The organism is Levilactobacillus muriae, from assembly GCF_045862015.1.
Lineage (GTDB): Bacteria > Bacillota > Bacilli > Lactobacillales > Lactobacillaceae > Levilactobacillus > Levilactobacillus muriae.
In genome coordinates this window covers 127,031-147,572 of record NZ_BAAFRU010000008.1, presented here as the reverse complement: position 1 = coordinate 147,572, position 20,542 = coordinate 127,031, and the positions used below count along the sequence as shown (strand labels likewise).

Sequence of the window (20,542 nt, the reverse complement as noted above, 5' to 3'; positions counted from 1 at the left end):
TTTTCAAAAATAAATGCTAAACTGAAAGCAATCAAATAGTGCGTATAATTGATCAGCACGTCTACCAGTTTCGACCGGTAGGCGTGCTGTTTCTTTTTTCGCCAAAATTAAGGAGTGTTTTCTTTTTGGAATTTCAACAACGGTTACCACAGAACTTACGCGAAACAGTTTTATTTATGGCCATCATCTCAGTCATTTCGGTGAACATTATTGCCCCAATTATTACTGGACTAGAGGTTGGATTTTCCTTCAATCACTGGGCAATGGTACTCCACCAAATGCCGCTGCTCTGGGTCAGTGTTATCATTCTCGTGGTTTTAACGCAACAACCCGCGGGTAAGTTAGCCAGTTACTTCCTCGATCGCCAGTCAAGCTTCCGGTCGGCGATGCTGATCACGGCGATGTGCAATGTCTTTCTGATGTCGCTAGTCTTGACGATTCTGGGCACCTGGATTGGCATGGGACAGGTGACGCTTGACCCAGTCGTCCACTTCTTTGCCAAGTGGCCCCGGAACTTCACGATTGCTTTGATTGTGGAGGCCTTCGTCGCCCAGCCGATTGCGCGAAGTGTCATGGCGCTGGTCCATCGGGGCGGGGTCCCAGCTGAAAATTAGATTGCATAATGAGTCGGAAAGTTTGTTACCAGCATAGCACGTATTATTTTTGGTCCGTGGCCCCTTTTGGGAGTGTCTCGGTTGCGTAACTAAGTAAAAATTACAGTTGTGGACCGGACATTGAGCTTAAAGGCTTCACTTGAAGCCTTTATATGATATAATCCCTTCAGGAGGTGTTGAATGTGACTGTTACATCGATTAGGTTCAAGGATGATCAATATCAGGCGGTTAAAGCGCTGGCTGATTTTTATGGAGAATCAGTGACGACATTTATGCGTCAGACGATTTTAGAACGACTTGAGGATGAGGCTGATTACCGTGACGCAGCTAGTAACCTTAAGGAAAGCCATGGTGAAACGGTCTCTCGAGAGGAGATTATGCACCGGTTAGGACTTGAATGAAAACTTACAGCTGGAAGTTTTCGATGAAAGCAGATAAAGCATTTCAAAAGCTAGATCGTCAGACGCAACGTCGATTGATTAAATGGTTAGATGAACACATCCAAGGTGCGTCTAACCCGCGTGCGTGGGGGAAAGCGTTGGAGGGAAACTTGGGAACTTTTTGGCGATATAGAATTGGAAGTTATCGGATTATCGCTGATATTCAGGATGGGAATTTTGTCGTCTTAGTTGTTAAAGCGGCTAAACGAAATGATGTTTATAAATGAGGGTTAAAATAAATGTGTTAGTTTCGCGAGGTGTTACTGTTGCGGAATTAGCACATTTTGCTTTATATTGACACTGCTTTGTTGCATAGTGATTTTCCTTAACCTATCTTGGTTGGGGTGAATAGTAAAACTCGAGAGGGTCTTGCTATTCGGTCCATACCCAGGTAAAATCACACTAATTGGATCGATTAAATTCGACTAAGATTACGGGATTGAGAAAGGGAGATCAGTGTGAAAGTTGTCAGGCGATTACTAATCGTTGTTGTGTTAGTGGTCGCAGTGTTTGCCGTTAAAGCTGGTTGGGGGCCATTTACTGGCGTGTCCGGTGAGGTAGCCCAGTTACAAAGAAACGTGACGCGCTTGTTTGGCGGTAACCAGCAAGCAACGACTCAGCAAGGTGGTGGTCAGGCATCAGATAGTTCTGAACAGCCTGAATCTGCCGTCAAAGTTGAACGGGTCAGTCACAAACAGACGAAACAGGCCACCAGCACGCCGATTGAACCGATCGTTGTGGGTCAGAAGCTTAAACGGACGTACAAATATCACTTTGCCGAGAACGTACCCACTAAGGAACGGCACGCCTTTATCCACGCCGTCCACGTCTATAATCGTACGGGGATCGTTCACCTAAAGGCGGGGAAGGCAACCCAATCCGAAAATCAGATCACTTTCGGTGCTTACCGGAAGAACATGTCTCGACGTCAGACCAGTGTGGAACTTGGTCGTGGCGGCCCACAGATCACGGAGACGGTTAGCTTTCGGGGGATGACCACCCGCAATAAGGCGACGGCCAGTCTGAATGTCACCTATGCCCTGGCTTTCAAGGATTCTGTGGCGATTCACGAGTTAGGCCACGCCCTGGGACTCGACCATAGTACAGCCCAGTCCTCAGTCATGTATCCGCTAGATCAGGGGAAAATGCACCTGTCTCCAGCGGATGTTCGCGGGCTGCGTCAGGTTTATCAGCATAAAACTAAAGATTGAAAGTTCAAAGGGACCTAAAATGGCCCATCTAACGGGGGTTCGATCTATAAAATTAGTCGAAAATTAACACCTGCGGCTGCCAGAGATTCCGGCTGCTGTGGGGACCGCCTGTGGCCTGAGAAGCGGTCCTCCGGTTCTGATTGTTCTTCAACAGGATATTGATGTGATCATCTTTGGACTGGCAACGTTTGTCTACCGCAATTGCGCATAATCTACGTAGGCGTGAGTGAGCCAAATTTAGACTATGTTGCCGATATCAAGCGTTATCTCCCTGCTAGGTAGTGGGTTACACTGACAGTTTAATTTTCAACATTTAGCGCAAAAATGAAATATTTGTTAGACGGATTGTGTCGAAAGATACGGTCCGCTTTTTTTGGCCTTTTTGGTATAATGACTGGTAGAAATAATTAGAAATTACTAGAAGATAAAGATTGGCGGGGAGATTTATTGATTCCGAGTAATGAGATGCTTAATAAAATGTATGTTGCAACGGCAGCACTTCAATCGGTCCGACGACCAGTGCCAGAACACCTAGAAGAGGCAGATATTCACCGTGAAATAAAGCAGCTCAAAGGATTCTTTACGGATGAACAGGCACAGAAATTTACTGGCGGCGATCGTGGTGAACTACTGACGGCGACGACAATTTTAGTCATGAATCAACGACTGCTATTTAATCGGAAGTTGGAAGAAATAACATCAACCTCATTTGCGGATGGTATTCTAATTGGAATGCGTGCGGCAGATGACGATTTGCAAAGCTTAGCAGTCATAGGGATGTTGGCAGTTGAGCTTTGTGGCTTTTTGGAAAAGCAGCATATAACCTCAGAATATGGTTTGGCTGAAAATCTCCTGAATCTTATTCGTGACCGGGATAGTAAAGTCTATAATATGATGAGCGAATTGGCCAGCCCCTCTGCAGGCGAGACGCCTAATGATTTGATGTACGTCAATGACCCGCTATATTTGACAAGTGAAGAAGCCACTGAGTTTTTCGTACAGTCTCATGAATTTGATGTTGATTTCAATGACTTCATTGAAATGGTGGCAGCGAAAAATAGTCCGGCACAACTGCAATTGGCCTATCAGTTCTTTGAAGTACGGTGGCCTGTGTATCTTAAAATTTTAGGACTGGGACGTCAATTTAATCATGATGAGCTCGTAGAAGAAAATGTGCACAATGTTCGGTTTGAATTTTCATTAGTTTGGATCTTTGCTAAAGGGCTAAAACTGGGTGCTATCGTTGATCTAGCAAAGGTATTCCATCAATTCATGAAGTTTTGTTTAGATCAAGGCCTGTTAACTTCCCGTCAATATGCTGTTCTGCAACGTCTGGGCAATCAGGAATTGATTACGTCTGTGACTTGCCGAAACCTGGATCAGTGGGAGAATGCTGTAGCATATCAGCAAAAGTCAGAAGAGGGTTTGACGATTGCCGACAAAATTTTTACCAATCCCAATTACACGATCAGTGTGCCAAAGGCGAAAAAGTCACTGGCGACAATTGATACGACGCCGGTAATGGCTTTCCCTATTCTCAACGATCACCCGTTTAAATTGAAGAAGGAGTTGGACCAGCACCAATTGGATTTGGAAATGAAGCATGTCCATAAACTACTAACGACATTTAGAAAGTATGCGGCGTTTGAACCGTCGGAAGCTGATTGGGCCATTTACGAGGCAGCTATTCTTCAAATTCACCATGATATGGTGGTTGACTACAATCGGCGGTTGCGGCAATGGACAATGGAAAGCTTAGAAATTTGTTTGGTTCAAATCTATCAAAGCAATCGAACACTAGACAAGAAGCCGGCATTTTTCCGACTCTTACAACTTTATTTGTATATTATTGAAGATGAGGGTGCGGTTAAAAACGCTGATGCTTTAATCGATGGGGTTGAACATTCGATGTCGGCATACATCGCAGCCAGTACGAACCGGCTAACACGATACTAAAAAAATCGATTCCCTGGCGGAATCGATTTTTTCGTGTAGATTACTCTTGAATATGTTCTTTAACCAACTCGAATATCTCAAAGATATGCTCGTCGGCGAGGGTGTATTTGATAAATTTACCGTCGCGATTGCCAACGACCAGCCCGGCCTGACGTAAGGTTTTGAGCTGATGGGAGATTGCTGACTGTGACACGTCCATCACCGCCGTAATGTCGCTAACAGTCCGACTCCCTTGGTAAAGCAAGGAGAGGATCTGATAGCGAGTTGCGTCGCCAAAGGTCTTGAAGAGGTCAACGCTCTTTTTAATTTCTGTAGTTGTGGGAAGCTGATTATTTTGTTTTTCCATATTAGTCACCATAATGTTCATTTTATCATAAAAGACCAGTGCAAGTTTGGCCACTTTAACAGTTGACACGTCTTTTAGATATGTTATGATGAGCATATACATATGAGCGACCATTCATATCAAACCTCAGGAGGCGAGTACGATGCGGGAATATTTAAAATTATCAGAGACCAAACGTGACTTAGCCATGATTCTAGGGAGTATGTTGCTCCTTGCCATCGCTAGTTTCTTACCATTATTGAAAGCGGTTACAATCGGACTATACCTGTTAGCGTACTTGCTCGTGGGTGGTCCGATCCTCGTGGATGCCGTGAAGGATCTATTCAACGGTAAGCTCTTTGGTGAGGCCTTCTTGATGACGGTTGCGACGGTCGGGGCACTGGCCATTCAGCAGTATCCCGAAGCCGTTGCGGTCATGCTGTTTTACCGGATCGGAGAGTTCTTTCAGGATTCTGCTGTTAGCAAATCTAAGCAGTCCATTACGTCCCTTCTGAAGATTCGGCCCGACTACGCAAACTTAGTGGTCAATGGCCATACGCACCAGATCACGCCTGACCAAATCAAAGTGGGTGACACGATCATCGTTCGGCCGGGTGAAAAAGTTCCCGCAGATGGTACGGTTACGAGTGGCGAGACATACTTAGACACCAAGGCGCTGACTGGTGAAACTAAGCCGAGCCTGGTCGCTACCGGTGATCAAGCACTGAGTGGAACCATCGTCAGCAACGGAGTGATCGAACTTCGTGTTGAGAAGGCCTATGCGGATTCGACCGTGGCTAAGATTCTCGAGCTGGTTCAGGACGCTACAAATAAGAAGACGAAAACTGAGAACTTTATTACAAAATTTGCGCGGGTCTACACACCCGCTGTTGTGGGGATGGCAGCCTTGTTAGCCATTGTGCCACCATTATTCTTTGCCCAACCTTTTGCTGACTGGCTTTATCGGTCGTTGATCTTCTTAGTGATCTCCTGTCCATGTGCGCTGGTCATTTCCGTGCCGTTGAGCTACTTTGGCGGTATCGGCGCAGCCTCTCGTAGCGGGGTGCTCATCAAGGGCAGCAACTACTTGGAAGCCTTGAATCAGGTAAAGACGGTAGCTTTCGACAAGACGGGGACGCTGACGCGTGGCGAATTTGCCGTGGTCAACGTGGCACCGGTCGGACTCAGTAAGTCAGCGTTAATCAAGCTGGCAGCAACTGCCGAAGTAGCTTCACCGCATCCCATTGCCAAGTCAATTGTGGCAATGGCTGGATGCAATGCCGATAGTCAGTCAGCTGCCGAAGAGCTAGTGGGATTGGGTGTAAAGACACTTCAAGATGGACAACCACTTTACGTGGGTAATGCGAAATTAATGCGCCAAATCGGCGTGACGGCTGACTTGCCCGACAGTACGACCGGGACGATGGTTTACGTGGCACTAGCTGGTCAGTATCAGGGGGCTATTGAAGTCGCCGATGCGATTAAAGAAAATACGGTGCCGGCACTGCGTGCACTGAAACAGGACGGCGTGACTCATACGGTCATGTTGACTGGGGATAATCGCCAGGTTGGACAGGCTGTGGGCCGGCAGATTGGGATCGATACTGTCAAAGCAGAATTATTGCCACAGGATAAGGTGGCTGAGATGGGGATCTTGAAGGCTCAGTTAGGGTCTAAAGAAAAGTTGGCATTCGTCGGTGATGGCTTAAACGATACGCCGGTCTTAGCCAGTGCCGACGTGGGGATTGCCATGGGGGCATTGGGATCCGACGCCGCCATTGAATCTGCCGATGTTGTTCTGATGAATGATGATCCCTTGGCGATTCCACGAACGATTGCGATTGCTAAGCGGACCAAACAGATTGTTTGGGAAAATATCGTGTTTGCCCTCGGCATCAAGCTACTCTTCTTGACGCTGGCTGCCTTTGGTATCACGACGATGTGGTGGGCAGTCTTCTCCGATGTGGGGGTGACGCTGATTGCCGTACTGAATACGCTACGGTTGTTGCTGATCGGTCGCCAAGAAAAACCACAGAAAGTCCAGAAGACCTTGGCAAAGGTTAGCGGCTAAATTAGTGAAAACAGCGGCACTACGGCTGCCAGGGATTCCGCGGCTCAGTATCGTCGTAATGACAGTCATAACAAGTTTTTGGGAACTTTAAACTTTCAATCTTCAGTTAAATAATGGAATGACACGTCATCAAGCTGATTAGAATGGGCTTGATGGCGCTTTTTAGTTGTCTCCAATGATCGAGACGAGACGGTTTGGTGGTGGGGCAACATCAATGCTGCCGAAATCGATTAAGTTCGTGTATCATATATTTTTCTTGGCTTATTCGGCGTAATCTGGTATAGTTTTTCATATAGAAACAGATGATTAGCTTTTATTTATTATTTAATGTTCGTATTTTATAGGAGGGATCCACCGTGGATAATTTTTTCAGGCTCAAAGAGTCAGGAACCACCGTTGGTACTGAAATTGGCGCTGGGGTCACGACCTTCTTCGCCATGTCGTATATTCTCTTCGTTAACCCCCAGATTCTGGGACAGACGGGGATGCCGCAACAGGCGGTCTTTCTCGCGACGATTATTGCCTCTGTTGCCGGAACTTTAGTGATGGGGCTGTTTGCGAACGTGCCTTACGCGTTGGCACCGGGGATGGGCTTGAATGCCTTCTTCACATACACCGTGGTCATGGGGCTGGGCTTTACCTGGCAGCAGGCGTTAGCGTTGGTCTTCTTCTGTGGCATTATTAATATCATTATTACGGCAACCAAGATTCGAAAAATGTTGATTTCTGCCATTCCGGTTAACCTGCAGCTCGCTATCAGCGGTGGGATTGGGGCATTTATCGCTTACGTGGGATTGAAGAATGGAAACTTCTTACAGTTCACCAGCGATGCCAGTAGCATCTTGACGGTCAATGGCAAGGCGTTTAACGCTACGCAGGAGACCTTCAAGCATGGTATTGGTTCCGTAGTCACCAACGGGAGTATCACGCCAGCCCTGGAAGTATTCAACTCCCCAGCGTTGATTCTGGCCGTCATCGGGTTGGTTGTGACCGTGATCTTTAAGGTGCGAAAGGTGCCGGGCGCCTTACTGATTGGGATCTTAACCACGACCGTTATTGGGATTCCCATGGGTGTGACCAATTTACACCTCGCAAGTGGTTATTCGATTGGGTCATCCTTCCATCAGCTGGGTACAACTTTTCTGGCGGCGTTCTCTTCGGCGGGGATGGGCTCACTGTTTGCTGAGCACAACCGGGTGATCTTGGTCTTGATGACGATCCTATCGTTTAGTCTATCGGATACCTTCGATTCGTTGGGAACCTTTATTGGAACTGGGCGACAGACGGGGATTTTTTCTGGCAAACGTGAACTGGAGCTGGAAGCCCAGCCAGGGTTTAAATCCAAACTGGATAAGGCGCTGTTTGCCGATTCCATCGCTACTGGTGTGGGGTCGATCTTTGGGACCTCTAACTTAACGACCTATGTGGAGAGTTCTGCGGGGATTGGGGCCGGTGGCCGAACGGGCCTGACTAGTGTGGTCGTCTCGATTCTGTTTTTATTGAGCTCCCTGGCGTCACCACTGCTGTCAATCATCCCGACGGCAGCAATTGCCCCATCGTTGATTCTAGTGGGAATCATGATGATGAGTTCCTTCAGTCAAATTCCGTGGCATGACTTTGGTGAAGCCATTCCGGCCTTCATGACGTCGTTTATCATGGCATTTGCCTATAACATTACTTATGGGATTGCGGCTGGCTTTATCTTCTACTGCTTGGTTAAGACGGTGGAAGGCAAGGCTAAGGAAGTTCATGGCTTGATTTGGATTGTATCGGCGCTATTCATTCTGAATTTCGCGGTATTAGCCTTGGTTTAACTATTGGAGAAATAAGCACCAGGTTGACGGGAATATCAGTCTGGTGCTGTTATTGTCAGTTGGTCGATAACCCTAACCGCACCAGGAAGAAAAGAAACGAAAATCTTGTAAAATTAAATGTATGATAGGGCGACTACCATCTTGGTGAAATAAGAGAAGTATGTAGCACTCAAAAATCATTGAATTCTTTTCAAACTTTGCGTTGTTTAAGCCAGAGTGAAAAGTCCTCAAACTAGTGAGAAATACTAGTTTGAGGACTTTTATTTAGATAAATATCATTATTCATTTAAAAAGATGAGACTAATTCTAACAAAATTACATTAGTAGTAAGTAGGTACTAGTTTTTGCAGGCGACTGCTACCGTAGGGCGTTGAATTTCTCCAGAAAGGTTGTCGTTGTGTTCCCTGCAAACTTAGTTGTCATGATACCATAAGGAACTTCAAGGGAAGTTTCTAGTGGAATTGAAACCAGGTTAGGGTGAATATGCCACCAGGGAGTCAGTGTAATCATCGCGATGTTGTCTGCGACGGCGCGATTAAAAGTATTGATATCATATCGGCCAGTTGTACTGACTGGAGAAATTGTTGGATAGTGCGTCATGATTTCAGAGCGTAACTGATCGTTTTTTTCACTGATGCCAGTCGGGACCATCAAGACTCTTTGATTGGCCAGATCACTGAGACGGATTTTACGGAGTTGCGCCAACGGATTATCAGTGCGGATCGCGATGCCAAATTGGTAATATCCCAGGGGAGTAGCGTTAAACGACTGTTTTAGCGTTGTACTATCGAAGGTTCCCACTATTAAGTCACAGGCTCGTCCCAACATGGCATATTCCCGGTTACTTGAATTTAGATCCTCCTGCAACTGAATAATACGCAAACGAAAGTTAGATAGTTGGGGTGCTAAGTCGTGCCACAAGGTTAAAAACGGATCGGCCGGATGGAGAATAGATGTTCCGACGGTAATCACATTTTGGGTGACAAGACCAACCTTACGAGATTCGGCAACGGCGGTGTTCAATAAGCGGAGTAACTGACGGACGTATGGAAGGAACTTTTCACCCTCCGGCGTAAGCGTTGTTCCGGTTGCGGATCGAACGAAAAGCTTGAAGTTGAGTTCGGCTTCCAAACGGTTAATTTGTTTCATCACAGCGGTGCCTGAAATGAAGCTCTGTTCACCAGCCTGAGTGAAGCTACCATATTCACTGACACGGATAAACGTTTGTAACTGAGAAATATCCAAATGATCGCATCCTTTACGACAAGCTAGTACCAACCATTAGTTGACACTAGCTTAACCATTGGATTCTTCAAAGTCAATGTATCTGCGACTATACTAAGTAAACCGTTAAAGGGTGGCCTGTCGTGAAAAGGGAGAATCAATAAGTAGTTGTGACTGTCAGTACTTCTGGTGTCTGTAATCATCAACGTAGCGTAAAGGTGTCAACGCACGGGTATTGATGAGTTAGGGATGCTAGCTTTGGTATCAGCGAGGCCGACATTCTATTGGGAGGTTCAGATAATGAAAATCAAAGTTGCTTTAGAGCAGGGATGTTTACCGGTTAAATACGGTCGTGCGGCACGTATTCGGATTAATGATCAACCAGTTGTCTCATTTCCCATTCAACTAAATGATCTACCACGAAACACCGAGGTCCTAGCAGTCACTTTACTTGATTGGGATGCGGTTCCGCGGACGAGTTTTCCGTTTATCCACTGGCTGGCTACTGATATTCCAGTAGCAACCGAAATACCGGTAGACTTCAGTCGACACTATGTCGGTCCACAAGGGATGAATTCATGGGGGTCACGCTTTTATCACGCTGATGTGGCGATTCAACGTGGATATGCCGGTCCTAATCCACCGGATCAGCCGCATACGTACACATTGACGGTATACGCACTGACGCAACCTACTCATTTGCAGATGGGATTCTACGCCAACGCGCTTCGCCGGGCACTACACAATCGGGTTTTAGCCCAAGCTAGTCTAGAAATAACTGTTAAAAATTAAAGGAGATTATTTTAAATGCAAACTGTCAAAATTAATTTGAATGGCCATCAAGTAACTGCTAGGTTCGAAGAAAACAGCACGAGTCAGGCCCTTTTAGCATTAATGCCACTGCCTTTGACCATGTTGAACTTATATTCACGTGAGCTAACGTATCGGTTTAAGCAAGCTTTACCTGCTACAGAATTAAAGACAAGTGGCTATGCAGTTGGCGATATCGCCTACTGGGCACCTCGTCATAGCTTTGTAATTTTCTATAAGCAGACAGGTGAGATTATTGGAAGTCTTCAAAAGATCGGACACATTTCAGATTCGCTTGATTTTTTGAAGCAGACGGGAGACGTCCGAGTGACGTTCAAACGGGGGGTGTAAGATGACCAATATCTTAATTTTGGGAGCCAACGGCCGGATTGCACGAATTGTTGAACGACGCCTTTTAGCGGAGACGGATGCTCACCTCACGCTAGTCTTACGGCGGTCTGCACGGTTAACTATCCAGGATTCTACGCGGGAGACTGTCGTGGAGGGGGATGCTGGTGACAGTGAGCTATTGGCACGGGTATTACCCCATCAAGATGTCGTATATGCCAATTTGAATGGTCAGATGACGCGGCTTGCTCGAGCTCTTGTACCGGCTATGCAATTTGCAAAGGTCGCCCAACTCATCTGGGTTACTGGATCGGGCCTATATCATGAGACACCGGAGCCCTTTGGTAGTTGGGTTGAACAGGTTGTAGGTCATGCTAGTAAGGAAGATACACGACGAGCAGCAGCGGTGATCGAAGCCTCGGACCTTCAGTACACATTGATCCGTGCTGCTTTTATGACGGACTTTCCTGAAATTGATTATGAGTTAACGCAGAAGGGCGAAGTTTTTCGCGGCACAATGGTATCAAGAACTAGCATTGCTGACTTGATTGTCAGGATTATTGCCAGCCCGACCCGATTTGCTCGGACCAGTCTAGGAATTGCACAACCGGGAACGGATAATGACTTAGAACGGATCAAGTCAATGATATAGAGTGTCCTGATAGTCTGGGTCTTCAGTAGACTACTAACTGAAGGTTGAAAGTCCAAGCACACCTAGAATGGCCCAGCTAACAATGATTTTCGATGTTAAGTTAGTCGGAAATTACCACCTGCGGGTACCAAAGATTCCGGCTGCTGTGGGGGCCGCCTGCGGTCTGAGAAGCGGTCCGCCAGCTCGGTTTGAAGCCTGACATAACCCGTTAACCTTCAGCTACTAAGACCAAGTCTGATAGAATCACAGAAATTTCTCGTTTGTTCCCTATTTTAGGATGAATCGATTCTAAGTATGATAACTCTAGAAAGTAAGTTACGTTCGACTTAACTAGGGAGGGACCTCATGGGATACCTGATTGATTTTGTGCTCCATATCGATAGTCACCTTGTCAGCATCGTCAATACGTTTGGGAGTTCAACGTATCTGATCCTATTCGCTATTGTCTTTGTAGAGACTGGTGCAGTAATTTTACCATTTCTGCCGGGGGATTCGTTGCTATTCGCTGCCGCGGCATTAGCAGCTAACCCGGCCTATGGTCTGCACATTTGGCTGTTTGTTCCACTATTTCTCCTAGCTGCCGTTGGGGGCGACTCGCTAAATTATTACTTGGGACGGCGTACGAATGCGGCGTTAAGCGGTCATTCGTGGTTTGACCGGTTGATCAATCGTGAACGGTTGGCACAATCGGAGCGTTTCTTCCGCAAGCACGGCCCGCTAGCCATCTTCTTAGGTCGCTTCTTGCCAATCATTCGGACGTTTGTGCCGTTTGTTGCGGCTGGATCACGGTTTCCTTACCGGCGGTTCTTGAAGTATAACGTGAGTGCTGCGATTACTTGGGTGGCAATCTGCTGTGGGGGTGGCTACTTCTTTGGCAACATTGCCTTCGTGAAGGCTCATTTCTCAGCAGTCGTACTGGGAATCATCGTCGTTTCTTTGATTCCGGCGGTTGTTGGGTGGCTGAAAATGGCTATGCAGAAAAAAAGCATTGACTAGCTGATCGCTGGAAGCTATTAAAAGGTGTAGACGAAACAGTTGTCATTAAAACGATATCGGATGAAATAGTTCCTTGAGGTGCTTAAGATTGCAGTCTCAAAGAACTATTTCGAGTCTCATTTATCAGATTGCGAAGATGGAGCAACAGAACCTGACGGCCGTGCCATATAGCTGGCTAACCGATGATCCGATCGACTATTGGTTCCTGGATCAACGCCGATTCGTTCGGCAACATCTGTAAACAATTAGGATATTTGTAAGACGTGGTCTCGGTTGTCGTGATCTAAATATGTTATTCTGTGGGCAGCATGAACTGGGAGGGTCAGCCAATGCACCAACAGTACGAAACGTTAGCCTACGCTTCACCGTTAAAGATCAAACGACAAGTAGTGGGCATGATGACGAAGACCGTTAACCTGATTGCGGATGTTAATTTAGAAACAGGTGAAGTGAAGCTGGTTGTGTCTCCTGCAGATTTGCAAAAGTTACGTAAAGATGCGAAAATTTCCGATCAATGAAGCCAATTGTTTAGTAACAATTGGTTTGCGGATGTGCTGGTCTTGCTTGCAAACTGTGCGTGTTTTTGATGTCGGCTTCTTAAATTTAGCCGGCGAGTTAACCGCGTAGCTGATAAAAATAGATGATGAAGCAGTGGTGCTGTCGCAGGCCACTGCTTTTTAATTTCAAAAAGACGAAGAGTCAAATCCATCAGCACCAACGTATTTAGTAAAATATCACGAGATTAAGTAATGTTTTACTAAATAATGTCTATACTTTACGAAATGAAAGCGTTATAATCCTCTTGTAAGCGCTTTTACTATCGGCGATTTAGTAATTTACAAGTAGCTTCTGAGCTCGTGAGGTAAGGAAGTCTACGAATTGTCGCGAAAAGAAAGTTCTTGCAAAATTTATACATACTTAGGAGTGAGAAATAATGTCGAAAGAAGATAAGACGGACAAACAAGCTGTCAAGGCTGGTGTCGGAGTCGTTACTAACGCCAAGGTTAAAGACGAAGAGCAACCTAAGCTACCTTGGATGGTTTCATCCGCTATGTTTTTGGCGCCATTATGCTGGTACGGGCCAATTGGATCCACTAGAAGTGTCTTAATCCCGCAATTATTCGCGCAATTGGATCCTGTACATAAGGTTTGGGCCGTTGGGATCTTAGCAACGGTTGCGTCCATTACTGGTGCCATTGCCAACCTGTTATTCGGGGCATTCTCAGATGTTACCCGGACTCGTTTTGGGAAACGGAAGCCGTACATTGTTGTTGGAACGATTGCCATCGCAATTTCACTGATTGTTATTGCCAATGTTAAATCGATCATGGCTATCATTCTCATTTGGATTATCGCGGCTGCGGCCGAAAATGCCATTGCTGCGGCGATATATCCGCAAATATCGGACCGGGTTGCTCCAAAATGGCGGGGAACCGTTTCGACTTTCTATGGGGTCGGTTTTACCATCGCCCAACAAGGGTTTGCGCTGTTAGCGGCTCAATTCTTGGGTAACGTTAAGATGGGGATCTACTTCATGGCCGGCAGTACCGTTGTCTTGGCCATCATTCACTTACTCTTGATTCAAGAAAAAGGGAATATGGATGAACCTAAAGTTGCCATCAATAAGGACACTTTAAAGAAGTACTTCTTCTTCCCAACACATGATGCTCGGGATTTCTACTTAGCATTAACGGGTAAGTTCTTCATGGTTGTTGGGTCAACCATCGTCACGACCTTCTTGCTCTTCCTGTTCACCGACTACATTGGTCAAGGCACGGCTGAAGCAGGGAAGTCAATTTCAATTTTCTCCTCAATTATGTTAATCATCGGTGTGATCTTCGCCTTGATTGGGGGACCACTTGCCGATAAGCTGAACCGGGTTAAGGCACCTGTTGTGATTGCCACCTTTGCCTTAGGTTTCGCTGCACTGTTCCCACTGTTTGTTCAAAAGCCATGGGCAATGTTCGTCTACGCCGTCATCGCTGCCTTCGGGAATGGGTTATACAACTCCGTCGATGGTGCCTTGAACATGGACGTTTTACCTTCATCTGATACCGCTGGGAAAGACTTAGGGCTGATCAACTTGGCCAACACTTTGGGCCAGATGCTAGGTGCCATGGTGGCCTCAGCTATCGTTGCCGCCTTTGGTTACGGTGCTATCTTCATCTTCGCCATCGCCATGGAATTAGTCGGTGGGATTGCTATCGCAATGATCAAACGCGTTCGGTAGTTTTGACCGACGCGCTCAGTGTGTGATGGGTTTAAGGAAAAGGATACGTTTAGGAGTAAACGTATGGAAGACTCTATGTCAGTAACGGCGTAGGGCCTTTTTCTAAAAATGAGTAAAGGAGGACTTAACTTGAAACGACAGTTATTTAACGAACAAATCAAGGATAACCCACTCCGCAGTAAGGCGGATGTGAAGTCGGCATTGCTGGATATTCTTAGCCCAGCGATGGACGTCCTGAGCCAGCAGAAACAAAAGGGTCGCTTCCGCATGAGTGATAGTGGGGCGGTCTACCTCCAAGACAAGACCGAAATTGAAGGCTTTATGCGCTTGCTGTGGGGGCTCGGTCCCTTCTTCAGTAACGCCGAGAACGTCAAGGCCTACCCCGATTGGTTTGAAATGACCACACAGGGGATTCTTGCTGGTGTTGATCCCCAATCTGACAGTTACTGGGGTGGAGATCTCGGGGACTACGATCAGCTCTTTGTAGAAATGGGTGCGTTGACGGCTTTCTTGTATGAAACCAAGCCTAATTTTTGGGACAGTCTGTCAACGACCCAACAAAAGCAAATCGTGGATTGGATGGATCAGGTCAACGACAAGGTCGTTCCGAAGACCAACTGGCTGTTTTTCAAGGCTATGGTCAACAAATTTATCACGGATTCCGGTTACGCCGATCATGCACAACTGGTTGCAGACGACTACGCGATTACCAACACCCACTATCTCGATCACGGCTGGTCTTACGACGGGTACAAGAATCAAATCGATAATTACATTCCGTTTGCCTACCAGTTCTTTACCTTACTGACAGTTGGCCTGACCGACTGGCAGGGAGACGAGGCTACCTTGCTGCGGGAACGCGCCAAGGCTTTCGTGCCAAGCTATGCCAACTGGTTTGCGGCGGATGGTGCGGCCTTACCTTATGGTCGGAGTCTCGATTACCGGTTTGCCCAAGCGGCCTTCTGGGCCGTTGCGGCATACGCGCACATCGACTTACCAGATGGTTACGAACTGGGTGACATCAAACATTTACTCTTAAATAACTTACGTTGGTGGTTCCACCAAAACATCTTCACGACGGATGGGTTGATTCCCATCGGTTACGCCTATCCGAACATGGTTTTCGCGGAAGGGTACAACGGCCCCGCCTCGGCTTACTGGGCGCTCAAGACCTTTATTTTCTACGCACTCCCCGATGACGATCCGTTCTGGACGACCCCGGAAAGCGATGACTTTAAGTTTGAGGCACTCAAGAAGCAGCCGGAACCACGTATGCTGGTTGCGCACAGCAAGACGGGGATGGAAGTCCAGTCCTTTACCGCTGGCCAACATTCCCACGAACACGCTGCGGGGGCTGCCAAATATGAAAAGTACGTGTACTCCTCATCGTTTGGCTTCAGTACGCCCAAGGGTTCCGTGCTGCTTAAGCAATGTGCGTTTGACAATACGCTGGCTGTCTCTGAATCCGAAAACTTCTGGCGGACGGCCTTTAAGTATACCGACTACCAGATCCATGACGACTACGTTTACTCTGACTGGCAGCCATGGGACGACGTGGACATTAAGAACTACGTGATTCCAGATATGCCTTGGCACGTGCGGATTCACCAAGTCGATACTGCACGTGAGTTACATGTGGCCGAGGGAAGTTTTGCCGGTCCTGACAGTGGAGATTCCCGTGAACACGAGGTTCCGGTTAAGGCCAAGAATGCGACCTTCTACCGGACGCGGGTCGGCATCACGGGCCTGGTTGGCCTGTCAGATAATCTGAAGGTTGAGTTGTCCGTACCGGAACCTAATACCAACATTTACTTTCCTAAGACGAAGATTCCGCTCCAGACAGGGATCTTGAAGCCAGGGAAGCACACGTTGGTTTCCCTTTACCTTGGAGACCGCGAGTTGGAGAGCCTAGATGCTAATGGCGAGATTGCGATTCCGACGATTGCGTTGGTCGGGAACCGTGTTGAGATAACCTTGAATGGGCAGACCACGAAGGTCACTTTGACAGAATTTAAGTAGAATTTGGAGGAATTAGACATATGGAGCAAGAGTTGCTTTACCCACTGATGAATAAATGCCGCTTTGACCAGAAGCTAGATGGTCTCTGGGACTTTGCATTTGACCGCGAGAGCCGAGGGCTGGCTGAGAACTGGACCACTAAATTACCCGATCCCATCAAGATGCCAGTGCCAGCCAGCTTCAACGACTTCTTTACGGACAAGGATTCTCGTGAATATACTGGTGACTTCTGGTATGCCAAACGGATCTTTGTACCAAGTAGCCTACGTGGCAAACTGATTGGTCTGCGGTTCGGGGCCGCTACGCATCGGGCTACGGTCTACGTTAACGGTCAGGAGATCCGCAGTCACGAGGGGGGCTTCTTGCCATTTCTCGCCGACATTACCAGTGCCGTGAAATTTGACGAGGAAAACCTGGTCGTGCTCAAGATGAATAACGAGCTGCATCGCGATGCCTTACCGGCCGGTGATACGGCCGTCCTGAAAAACGGAAAGAAAATGGTCAAGCCGTTCTTTGATTTTTACAATTACTCCGGCCTAAATCGCAGCGTCCATCTCGTTGCCACGCCAGAGAATCACGTGGTAGATTACACTGCTGTTTCAACGCTGGGAGCCGACTTAGCGACAGTTCACTACACTGTGACAACCAGCCAATCAGCCGGTAGTGTGAGTGTCACGTTACGTGATGAAGACGACCAAATCGTGGCCACGAGTAATGGCCGGTCCGGCGACCTCGTCGTCCAGCACCCGCAGTTATGGAACGTCCGTGACGCCCACCTCTACACGCTGACCATTCAGGTCACAGCTAACGACCAACTGATTGATGAATATAGCGATGAGATTGGGATTCGGACGATCACCATCGCCGGCCACCAGATTGAGGTCAACGGTCAACCCGTTTACCTCAAGGGGTTTGGGCGTCATGAGGACAGCATCTATGCCGGTCGGGCCTTTGATATCAACGTAGAAAAGCGCGACTTCGAGCTGATGAAATGGATGGGAGCTAACTCTTTCCGGACGTCTCATTATCCCTACGACGAAGAGGTTTACCGCTTTGCCGACCGCGAAGGCTTCCTGATTATTGATGAGGTGACCGCCGTTGGGTTTAAGATGGCCGCGGCCAGCTTTCTCGGCGGGCTCGACCAGTCCTTCTTTGACGGTGACTGGACCGAGGAGCTTTACAAGAAGCACCTTGACCAAGTGACAGATATGATTCATCGGGATAAGAACCACCCGAGTGTCTTAGCTTGGAGTCTCTTCAATGAACCGGATACCTCCAGTAAGTCTGCCGTACCGTACTTTGACAAGATGTTTACGGCAACCAAGGCTTTGGACCCTGACCAACGGCCACGTACCTTTACGCTGAATGAAGACGACACCTTCGACACCTCTTATTGCAAGCAGTTCCCTGACTTCTACCTGTTGAACCGTTACCCTGGCTGGTATCACAAGTGGGGGTATGAAATTTCCGATGGGGAAGCCGGTCTGCGTGAGGAACTTGATAAGTGGGCAGCTTCAGATATCGACAAGCCAGTCGTGTTCTCTGAATATGGGGCCGATACCCAACCGGGCTTGCACAAGCTACCATCCGTGATGTGGAGTGAGGAATACCAGATTGAAGTGCTACAGATGTTCAACCGGGTCTTCGATTCCTATGACTTCATCCGTGGGGAACAACCTTGGAATTTAGCTGATTTCCAAACGGTTGAAGGAAACATGCGGGTCAACGGCAATAAGAAGGGCCTATTTACGCGGGACCGTCAGCCAAAGGAAGCAGCGTTCTATCTCCGCCGCCGCTGGCTCGACATCGACAATAACTTTAAGAACTAATACTATCGTTTTCGCCTTACCGGGCGGTGTAAATGAGCCGAACGCTTGGGTGGACGCCTAAAGCCAAAGAGCGATCTTTAGACTTGTTTTGAACCTCTGAGTAGCGTGTTTCAAAGGCACCAATTTTCTAAGCGGTCTAGCCGCTAAGGAAATTCCCACAGCTGGGCACATTTATACCGCCCTCACGGCTTACGTTGTGTTCGTTCAAAGTTAGTCGTTGGCTATTTTATAAAATCGTATGAGGCTAGTTCGCAATGTCTCATATTGTTGAGGAAACCTTGACTAGGGTTTATGTGGAAATTTAGCGATGTAGATTTCTAGATGATTTTGGAACAATTAAACAGCTAAAAACCGCAGTAAACCAGGTGTTGAGAACCTTGGATTTACTGCGGTTTTGTGTTGATTAACTGAAGGTTGAAAGATCTAAAATACCCATTATGACTGTTACAACAATGATAATGAGACTAAAATTAGGCAACGTCGTCTAAACCAGCCGGCTTACCGTTCACCAAATTTAGGCTGGAACGCTGTGGGGAGGACGCTGCCAGCCTGAGAAGCGGTCTGCCAGCTCGCTTTGAACCGCATAGTACGCGTTTCAAAGTCGCCATTTTCCAAGTTACCCCACTTGGAAAATCCCACGGTTGAGCCTAAATTTGGTTCACTCACGCCCACGTAAGCAGTGACCAACCATCGTGGATGAACGTTGCCAGTCCAGCTATCGTCACCTCGATGTCAGGTTAAAGAATAAATCATAACCGGAATCTCTGGCAGCCGCAGGTGGTAATTTTCGACTAATTTTGTGGATTGAATCCCTGTTAGCTGGGACTTTCTAGGTGCACTTGGACTTTTAACCTTTAGTTGATTAATTGGGGTGTTGCTTGCAAGAGCGCCTAGCAGACCTACACGCTGCTATCCCGTTTGATAATGCGAGTGCTGATGACCACGGATTCCGGAATCTTGTTGGTGTCCTTGATCTGCTCCTGCAAGAGATCGAAGGCACGTTCACCCATGATCTCCGTGTAGACGTGGACCGTCGTTAGTGCTGGGTAGGCGTACTTGGCAATGGCCACGTCGTTGAAGCTGATAATGTTTACCCGGCTGGGAACGGGGATGTCGTGCTGTTTCAAAGCTTTCAGCGCGCCAATCGCCATGGAGTCGCTACCGATGATGAAGGCGTGCGGTAGGGCATCCTTCAGCTCAGTAATGGCACGTTCCATCAGCTGGTAGCCGGAGTCTGGACCGTAACTACCCGTGAACAGAAAGTCTGAGTTGAAGAGGCCCTCGTGAACCATCCGGTTGCGGTAAGTCGTAGCCCGTGGATCGTAGACGGCGTTATGCTCGGTCAACGTTTTTTCTTGACCGGCAATCAGGCCGATGTCACTGATGCCCTCAGCCAGATAGTGATTAATGATCCAGTTGATGGGTGTCAGAAAATCACTCTGGACACTGTCGAAGCCGTAGAGCAGATAGTTTTCGCCGATGAAGACCAGTGGTTTGTGGTAGTTGGCCAACTGATGAATTTCGGATTCGTCATACTTTCCCACTGCGATAATACCGGTGTACCCGGCGAGGTCAATGTTGGCAATATTGTTAAACGAGATGGTATCGACGGAAACGCCGCCACTAAGGGCCTTGGTTTCAATCCCGTACTGGATCTGGTAGTAGTATAGGTCGTTTAGCTCCTCTTTATCAGAGTGCCATTGGACCACGGCGATTTTGGCGCCAGACTGTTGGGCCTTCTTGGGTTTCTTCTTGTACTGCAACTTTTCGGCGACTTCTAGGACCTTGCGTCGGGTGTCTTCACTGACGGCGAGGGTGGCATCATAATTTAGGATACGAGAGACGGTGGATGCTGACACGCCGGCGCTTTTCGCCACGTCCTTGATGGTTGTCATCAGGTAGTCCTCCTTTGATTGGATTTATTTATAGGCGACGTCTTCCATTCCTTATAATTATTATAGCCGTAAATTTTGGAAAAACGTTTACTAAACTTGAAATTTCTA

21 protein-coding genes are annotated in these 20,542 nt (G+C 47.5%); 17 read left to right on the top strand and 4 right to left on the bottom strand.

From position 1 onward, the window contains the following. The first annotated feature begins 125 nt into the window (after nt 1-125). From ACKTSF_RS07510 to ACKTSF_RS07490, 5 genes are all read left to right on the top strand, one after another. On the top strand, nt 126-614 hold the full coding sequence (locus tag ACKTSF_RS07510; RefSeq protein WP_407888108.1) for a DUF2798 domain-containing protein: 489 nt from the start codon (nt 126-128) through the stop codon (nt 612-614). A 182-nt stretch (nt 615-796) separates the two neighbouring features. Next, nucleotides 797-1,015, top strand: a complete 219-nt coding sequence (gene relB / locus ACKTSF_RS07505; protein WP_407888106.1) for a type II toxin-antitoxin system RelB family antitoxin — start codon at nt 797-799, stop codon at nt 1,013-1,015. A 23-nt stretch (nt 1,016-1,038) separates the two neighbouring features. Then, nucleotides 1,039-1,281, top strand: a complete 243-nt coding sequence (locus tag ACKTSF_RS07500; protein ID WP_407888105.1) for a type II toxin-antitoxin system RelE family toxin — start codon at nt 1,039-1,041, stop codon at nt 1,279-1,281. Nucleotides 1,282-1,512: 231 nt separating this feature from the next. Then, entirely contained in the window at nt 1,513-2,265 is a 753-nt protein-coding gene (locus ACKTSF_RS07495; RefSeq protein WP_407888103.1) for a matrixin family metalloprotease, read from the top strand. A gap of 477 nt (nt 2,266-2,742) precedes the next feature. Beyond that, nucleotides 2,743-4,221, top strand: coding sequence for a hypothetical protein (locus tag ACKTSF_RS07490; protein WP_407888101.1), 1,479 nt, complete (start codon nt 2,743-2,745; stop codon nt 4,219-4,221). A gap of 40 nt (nt 4,222-4,261) precedes the next feature. Here the strand turns inward: ACKTSF_RS07490 and ACKTSF_RS07485 are convergent, their stop codons facing one another. Then, the gene (locus ACKTSF_RS07485) at nt 4,262-4,663 is read right to left on the bottom strand and encodes an ArsR/SmtB family transcription factor (protein WP_407888099.1); all 402 of its coding nucleotides are present in this window, start codon (nt 4,661-4,663) and stop codon (nt 4,262-4,264) included. 46 nt (nt 4,664-4,709) lie between these two features. On the opposite strand from ACKTSF_RS07485, the gene ACKTSF_RS07480 reads away from it, so the two are divergent. Continuing rightward, complete coding sequence (locus ACKTSF_RS07480; RefSeq protein ID WP_407888097.1) at nt 4,710-6,617, top strand: heavy metal translocating P-type ATPase; 1,908 nt, start codon at nt 4,710-4,712, stop codon at nt 6,615-6,617. 356 nt (nt 6,618-6,973) lie between these two features. Continuing rightward, entirely contained in the window at nt 6,974-8,431 is a 1,458-nt protein-coding gene (locus tag ACKTSF_RS07475; protein ID WP_407888095.1) for an NCS2 family permease, read from the top strand. 357 nt (nt 8,432-8,788) lie between these two features. Here ACKTSF_RS07475 and ACKTSF_RS07470 read toward each other — a convergent pair whose 3' ends face one another. After that, complete coding sequence (locus ACKTSF_RS07470) at nt 8,789-9,676, bottom strand: LysR family transcriptional regulator (RefSeq protein WP_407888093.1); 888 nt, start codon at nt 9,674-9,676, stop codon at nt 8,789-8,791. Nucleotides 9,677-9,955: 279 nt separating this feature from the next. Here ACKTSF_RS07470 and ACKTSF_RS07465 point away from each other — a divergent pair, with 279 nt between their 5' ends. From ACKTSF_RS07465 to uidA, 10 genes are all read left to right on the top strand, one after another. Then, entirely contained in the window at nt 9,956-10,447 is a 492-nt protein-coding gene (locus tag ACKTSF_RS07465; protein ID WP_407888091.1) for a YbhB/YbcL family Raf kinase inhibitor-like protein, read from the top strand. A gap of 15 nt (nt 10,448-10,462) precedes the next feature. Then, complete coding sequence (locus tag ACKTSF_RS07460; RefSeq protein WP_407888090.1) at nt 10,463-10,816, top strand: cyclophilin-like fold protein; 354 nt, start codon at nt 10,463-10,465, stop codon at nt 10,814-10,816. A 1-nt stretch (nt 10,817) separates the two neighbouring features. Next, a complete protein-coding gene (locus tag ACKTSF_RS07455) occupies nt 10,818-11,465 on the top strand; it encodes an NAD(P)H-binding protein (protein ID WP_407888088.1) in 648 nt (215 codons plus the stop codon). Between the two features lie 67 nt (nt 11,466-11,532). After that, the gene (locus tag ACKTSF_RS07450) at nt 11,533-11,664 is read left to right on the top strand and encodes a hypothetical protein (RefSeq protein ID WP_407888086.1); all 132 of its coding nucleotides are present in this window, start codon (nt 11,533-11,535) and stop codon (nt 11,662-11,664) included. 146 nt (nt 11,665-11,810) lie between these two features. Further along, entirely contained in the window at nt 11,811-12,461 is a 651-nt protein-coding gene (locus ACKTSF_RS07445) for a VTT domain-containing protein (protein ID WP_407888084.1), read from the top strand. Nucleotides 12,462-12,549: 88 nt separating this feature from the next. Further along, nucleotides 12,550-12,702, top strand: coding sequence for a hypothetical protein (locus tag ACKTSF_RS07440; RefSeq protein ID WP_407888082.1), 153 nt, complete (start codon nt 12,550-12,552; stop codon nt 12,700-12,702). Between the two features lie 88 nt (nt 12,703-12,790). Further along, on the top strand, nt 12,791-12,979 hold the full coding sequence (locus ACKTSF_RS07435) for a hypothetical protein (RefSeq protein ID WP_407888080.1): 189 nt from the start codon (nt 12,791-12,793) through the stop codon (nt 12,977-12,979). A gap of 416 nt (nt 12,980-13,395) precedes the next feature. Further along, a complete protein-coding gene (locus ACKTSF_RS07430) occupies nt 13,396-14,691 on the top strand; it encodes an MFS transporter (protein WP_407888079.1) in 1,296 nt (431 codons plus the stop codon). A 129-nt stretch (nt 14,692-14,820) separates the two neighbouring features. Beyond that, the gene (locus ACKTSF_RS07425) at nt 14,821-16,710 is read left to right on the top strand and encodes a DUF2264 domain-containing protein (RefSeq protein WP_407888077.1); all 1,890 of its coding nucleotides are present in this window, start codon (nt 14,821-14,823) and stop codon (nt 16,708-16,710) included. Nucleotides 16,711-16,730: 20 nt separating this feature from the next. After that, a complete protein-coding gene (uidA, locus tag ACKTSF_RS07420) occupies nt 16,731-18,539 on the top strand; it encodes a beta-glucuronidase (RefSeq protein WP_407888075.1) in 1,809 nt (602 codons plus the stop codon). Nucleotides 18,540-19,037: 498 nt separating this feature from the next. Here uidA and ACKTSF_RS07415 read toward each other — a convergent pair whose 3' ends face one another. Together ACKTSF_RS07415 and ACKTSF_RS07410 are read right to left on the bottom strand one after the other, a co-directional pair. Continuing rightward, a complete protein-coding gene (locus tag ACKTSF_RS07415; protein ID WP_407888073.1) occupies nt 19,038-19,205 on the bottom strand; it encodes a hypothetical protein in 168 nt (55 codons plus the stop codon). Between the two features lie 233 nt (nt 19,206-19,438). After that, nucleotides 19,439-20,434, bottom strand: coding sequence for a LacI family DNA-binding transcriptional regulator (locus ACKTSF_RS07410; protein ID WP_407888071.1), 996 nt, complete (start codon nt 20,432-20,434; stop codon nt 19,439-19,441). Between the last annotated feature and the right edge of the window lie 108 nt (nt 20,435-20,542).

Excerpts from the sequence above, each read along its gene's own strand:
- ACKTSF_RS07480 (WP_407888097.1), top strand. The coding sequence starts at position 4,710 with ATGCGGGAATATTTAAAATTATCAGAGACCAAACGTGACTTAGCCATG.
- ACKTSF_RS07500 (WP_407888105.1), top strand. The coding sequence starts at position 1,039 with ATGAAAGCAGATAAAGCATTTCAAAAGCTAGATCGTCAGACGCAACGT.
- ACKTSF_RS07445 (WP_407888084.1), top strand. The coding sequence starts at position 11,811 with ATGGGATACCTGATTGATTTTGTGCTCCATATCGATAGTCACCTTGTC.
- ACKTSF_RS07460 (WP_407888090.1), top strand. The coding sequence starts at position 10,463 with ATGCAAACTGTCAAAATTAATTTGAATGGCCATCAAGTAACTGCTAGG.
- ACKTSF_RS07435 (WP_407888080.1), top strand. The coding sequence starts at position 12,791 with ATGCACCAACAGTACGAAACGTTAGCCTACGCTTCACCGTTAAAGATC.
- ACKTSF_RS07455 (WP_407888088.1), top strand. The coding sequence starts at position 10,818 with ATGACCAATATCTTAATTTTGGGAGCCAACGGCCGGATTGCACGAATT.
- ACKTSF_RS07410 (WP_407888071.1), bottom strand. The coding sequence starts at position 20,434 with ATGACAACCATCAAGGACGTGGCGAAAAGCGCCGGCGTGTCAGCATCC.
- ACKTSF_RS07430 (WP_407888079.1), top strand. The coding sequence starts at position 13,396 with ATGTCGAAAGAAGATAAGACGGACAAACAAGCTGTCAAGGCTGGTGTC.
- ACKTSF_RS07490 (WP_407888101.1), top strand. The coding sequence starts at position 2,743 with ATGTATGTTGCAACGGCAGCACTTCAATCGGTCCGACGACCAGTGCCA.
- ACKTSF_RS07450 (WP_407888086.1), top strand. The coding sequence starts at position 11,533 with ATGGCCCAGCTAACAATGATTTTCGATGTTAAGTTAGTCGGAAATTAC.
- ACKTSF_RS07465 (WP_407888091.1), top strand. The coding sequence starts at position 9,956 with ATGAAAATCAAAGTTGCTTTAGAGCAGGGATGTTTACCGGTTAAATAC.
- uidA (WP_407888075.1), top strand. The coding sequence starts at position 16,731 with ATGGAGCAAGAGTTGCTTTACCCACTGATGAATAAATGCCGCTTTGAC.
- ACKTSF_RS07485 (WP_407888099.1), bottom strand. The coding sequence starts at position 4,663 with ATGCTCATCATAACATATCTAAAAGACGTGTCAACTGTTAAAGTGGCC.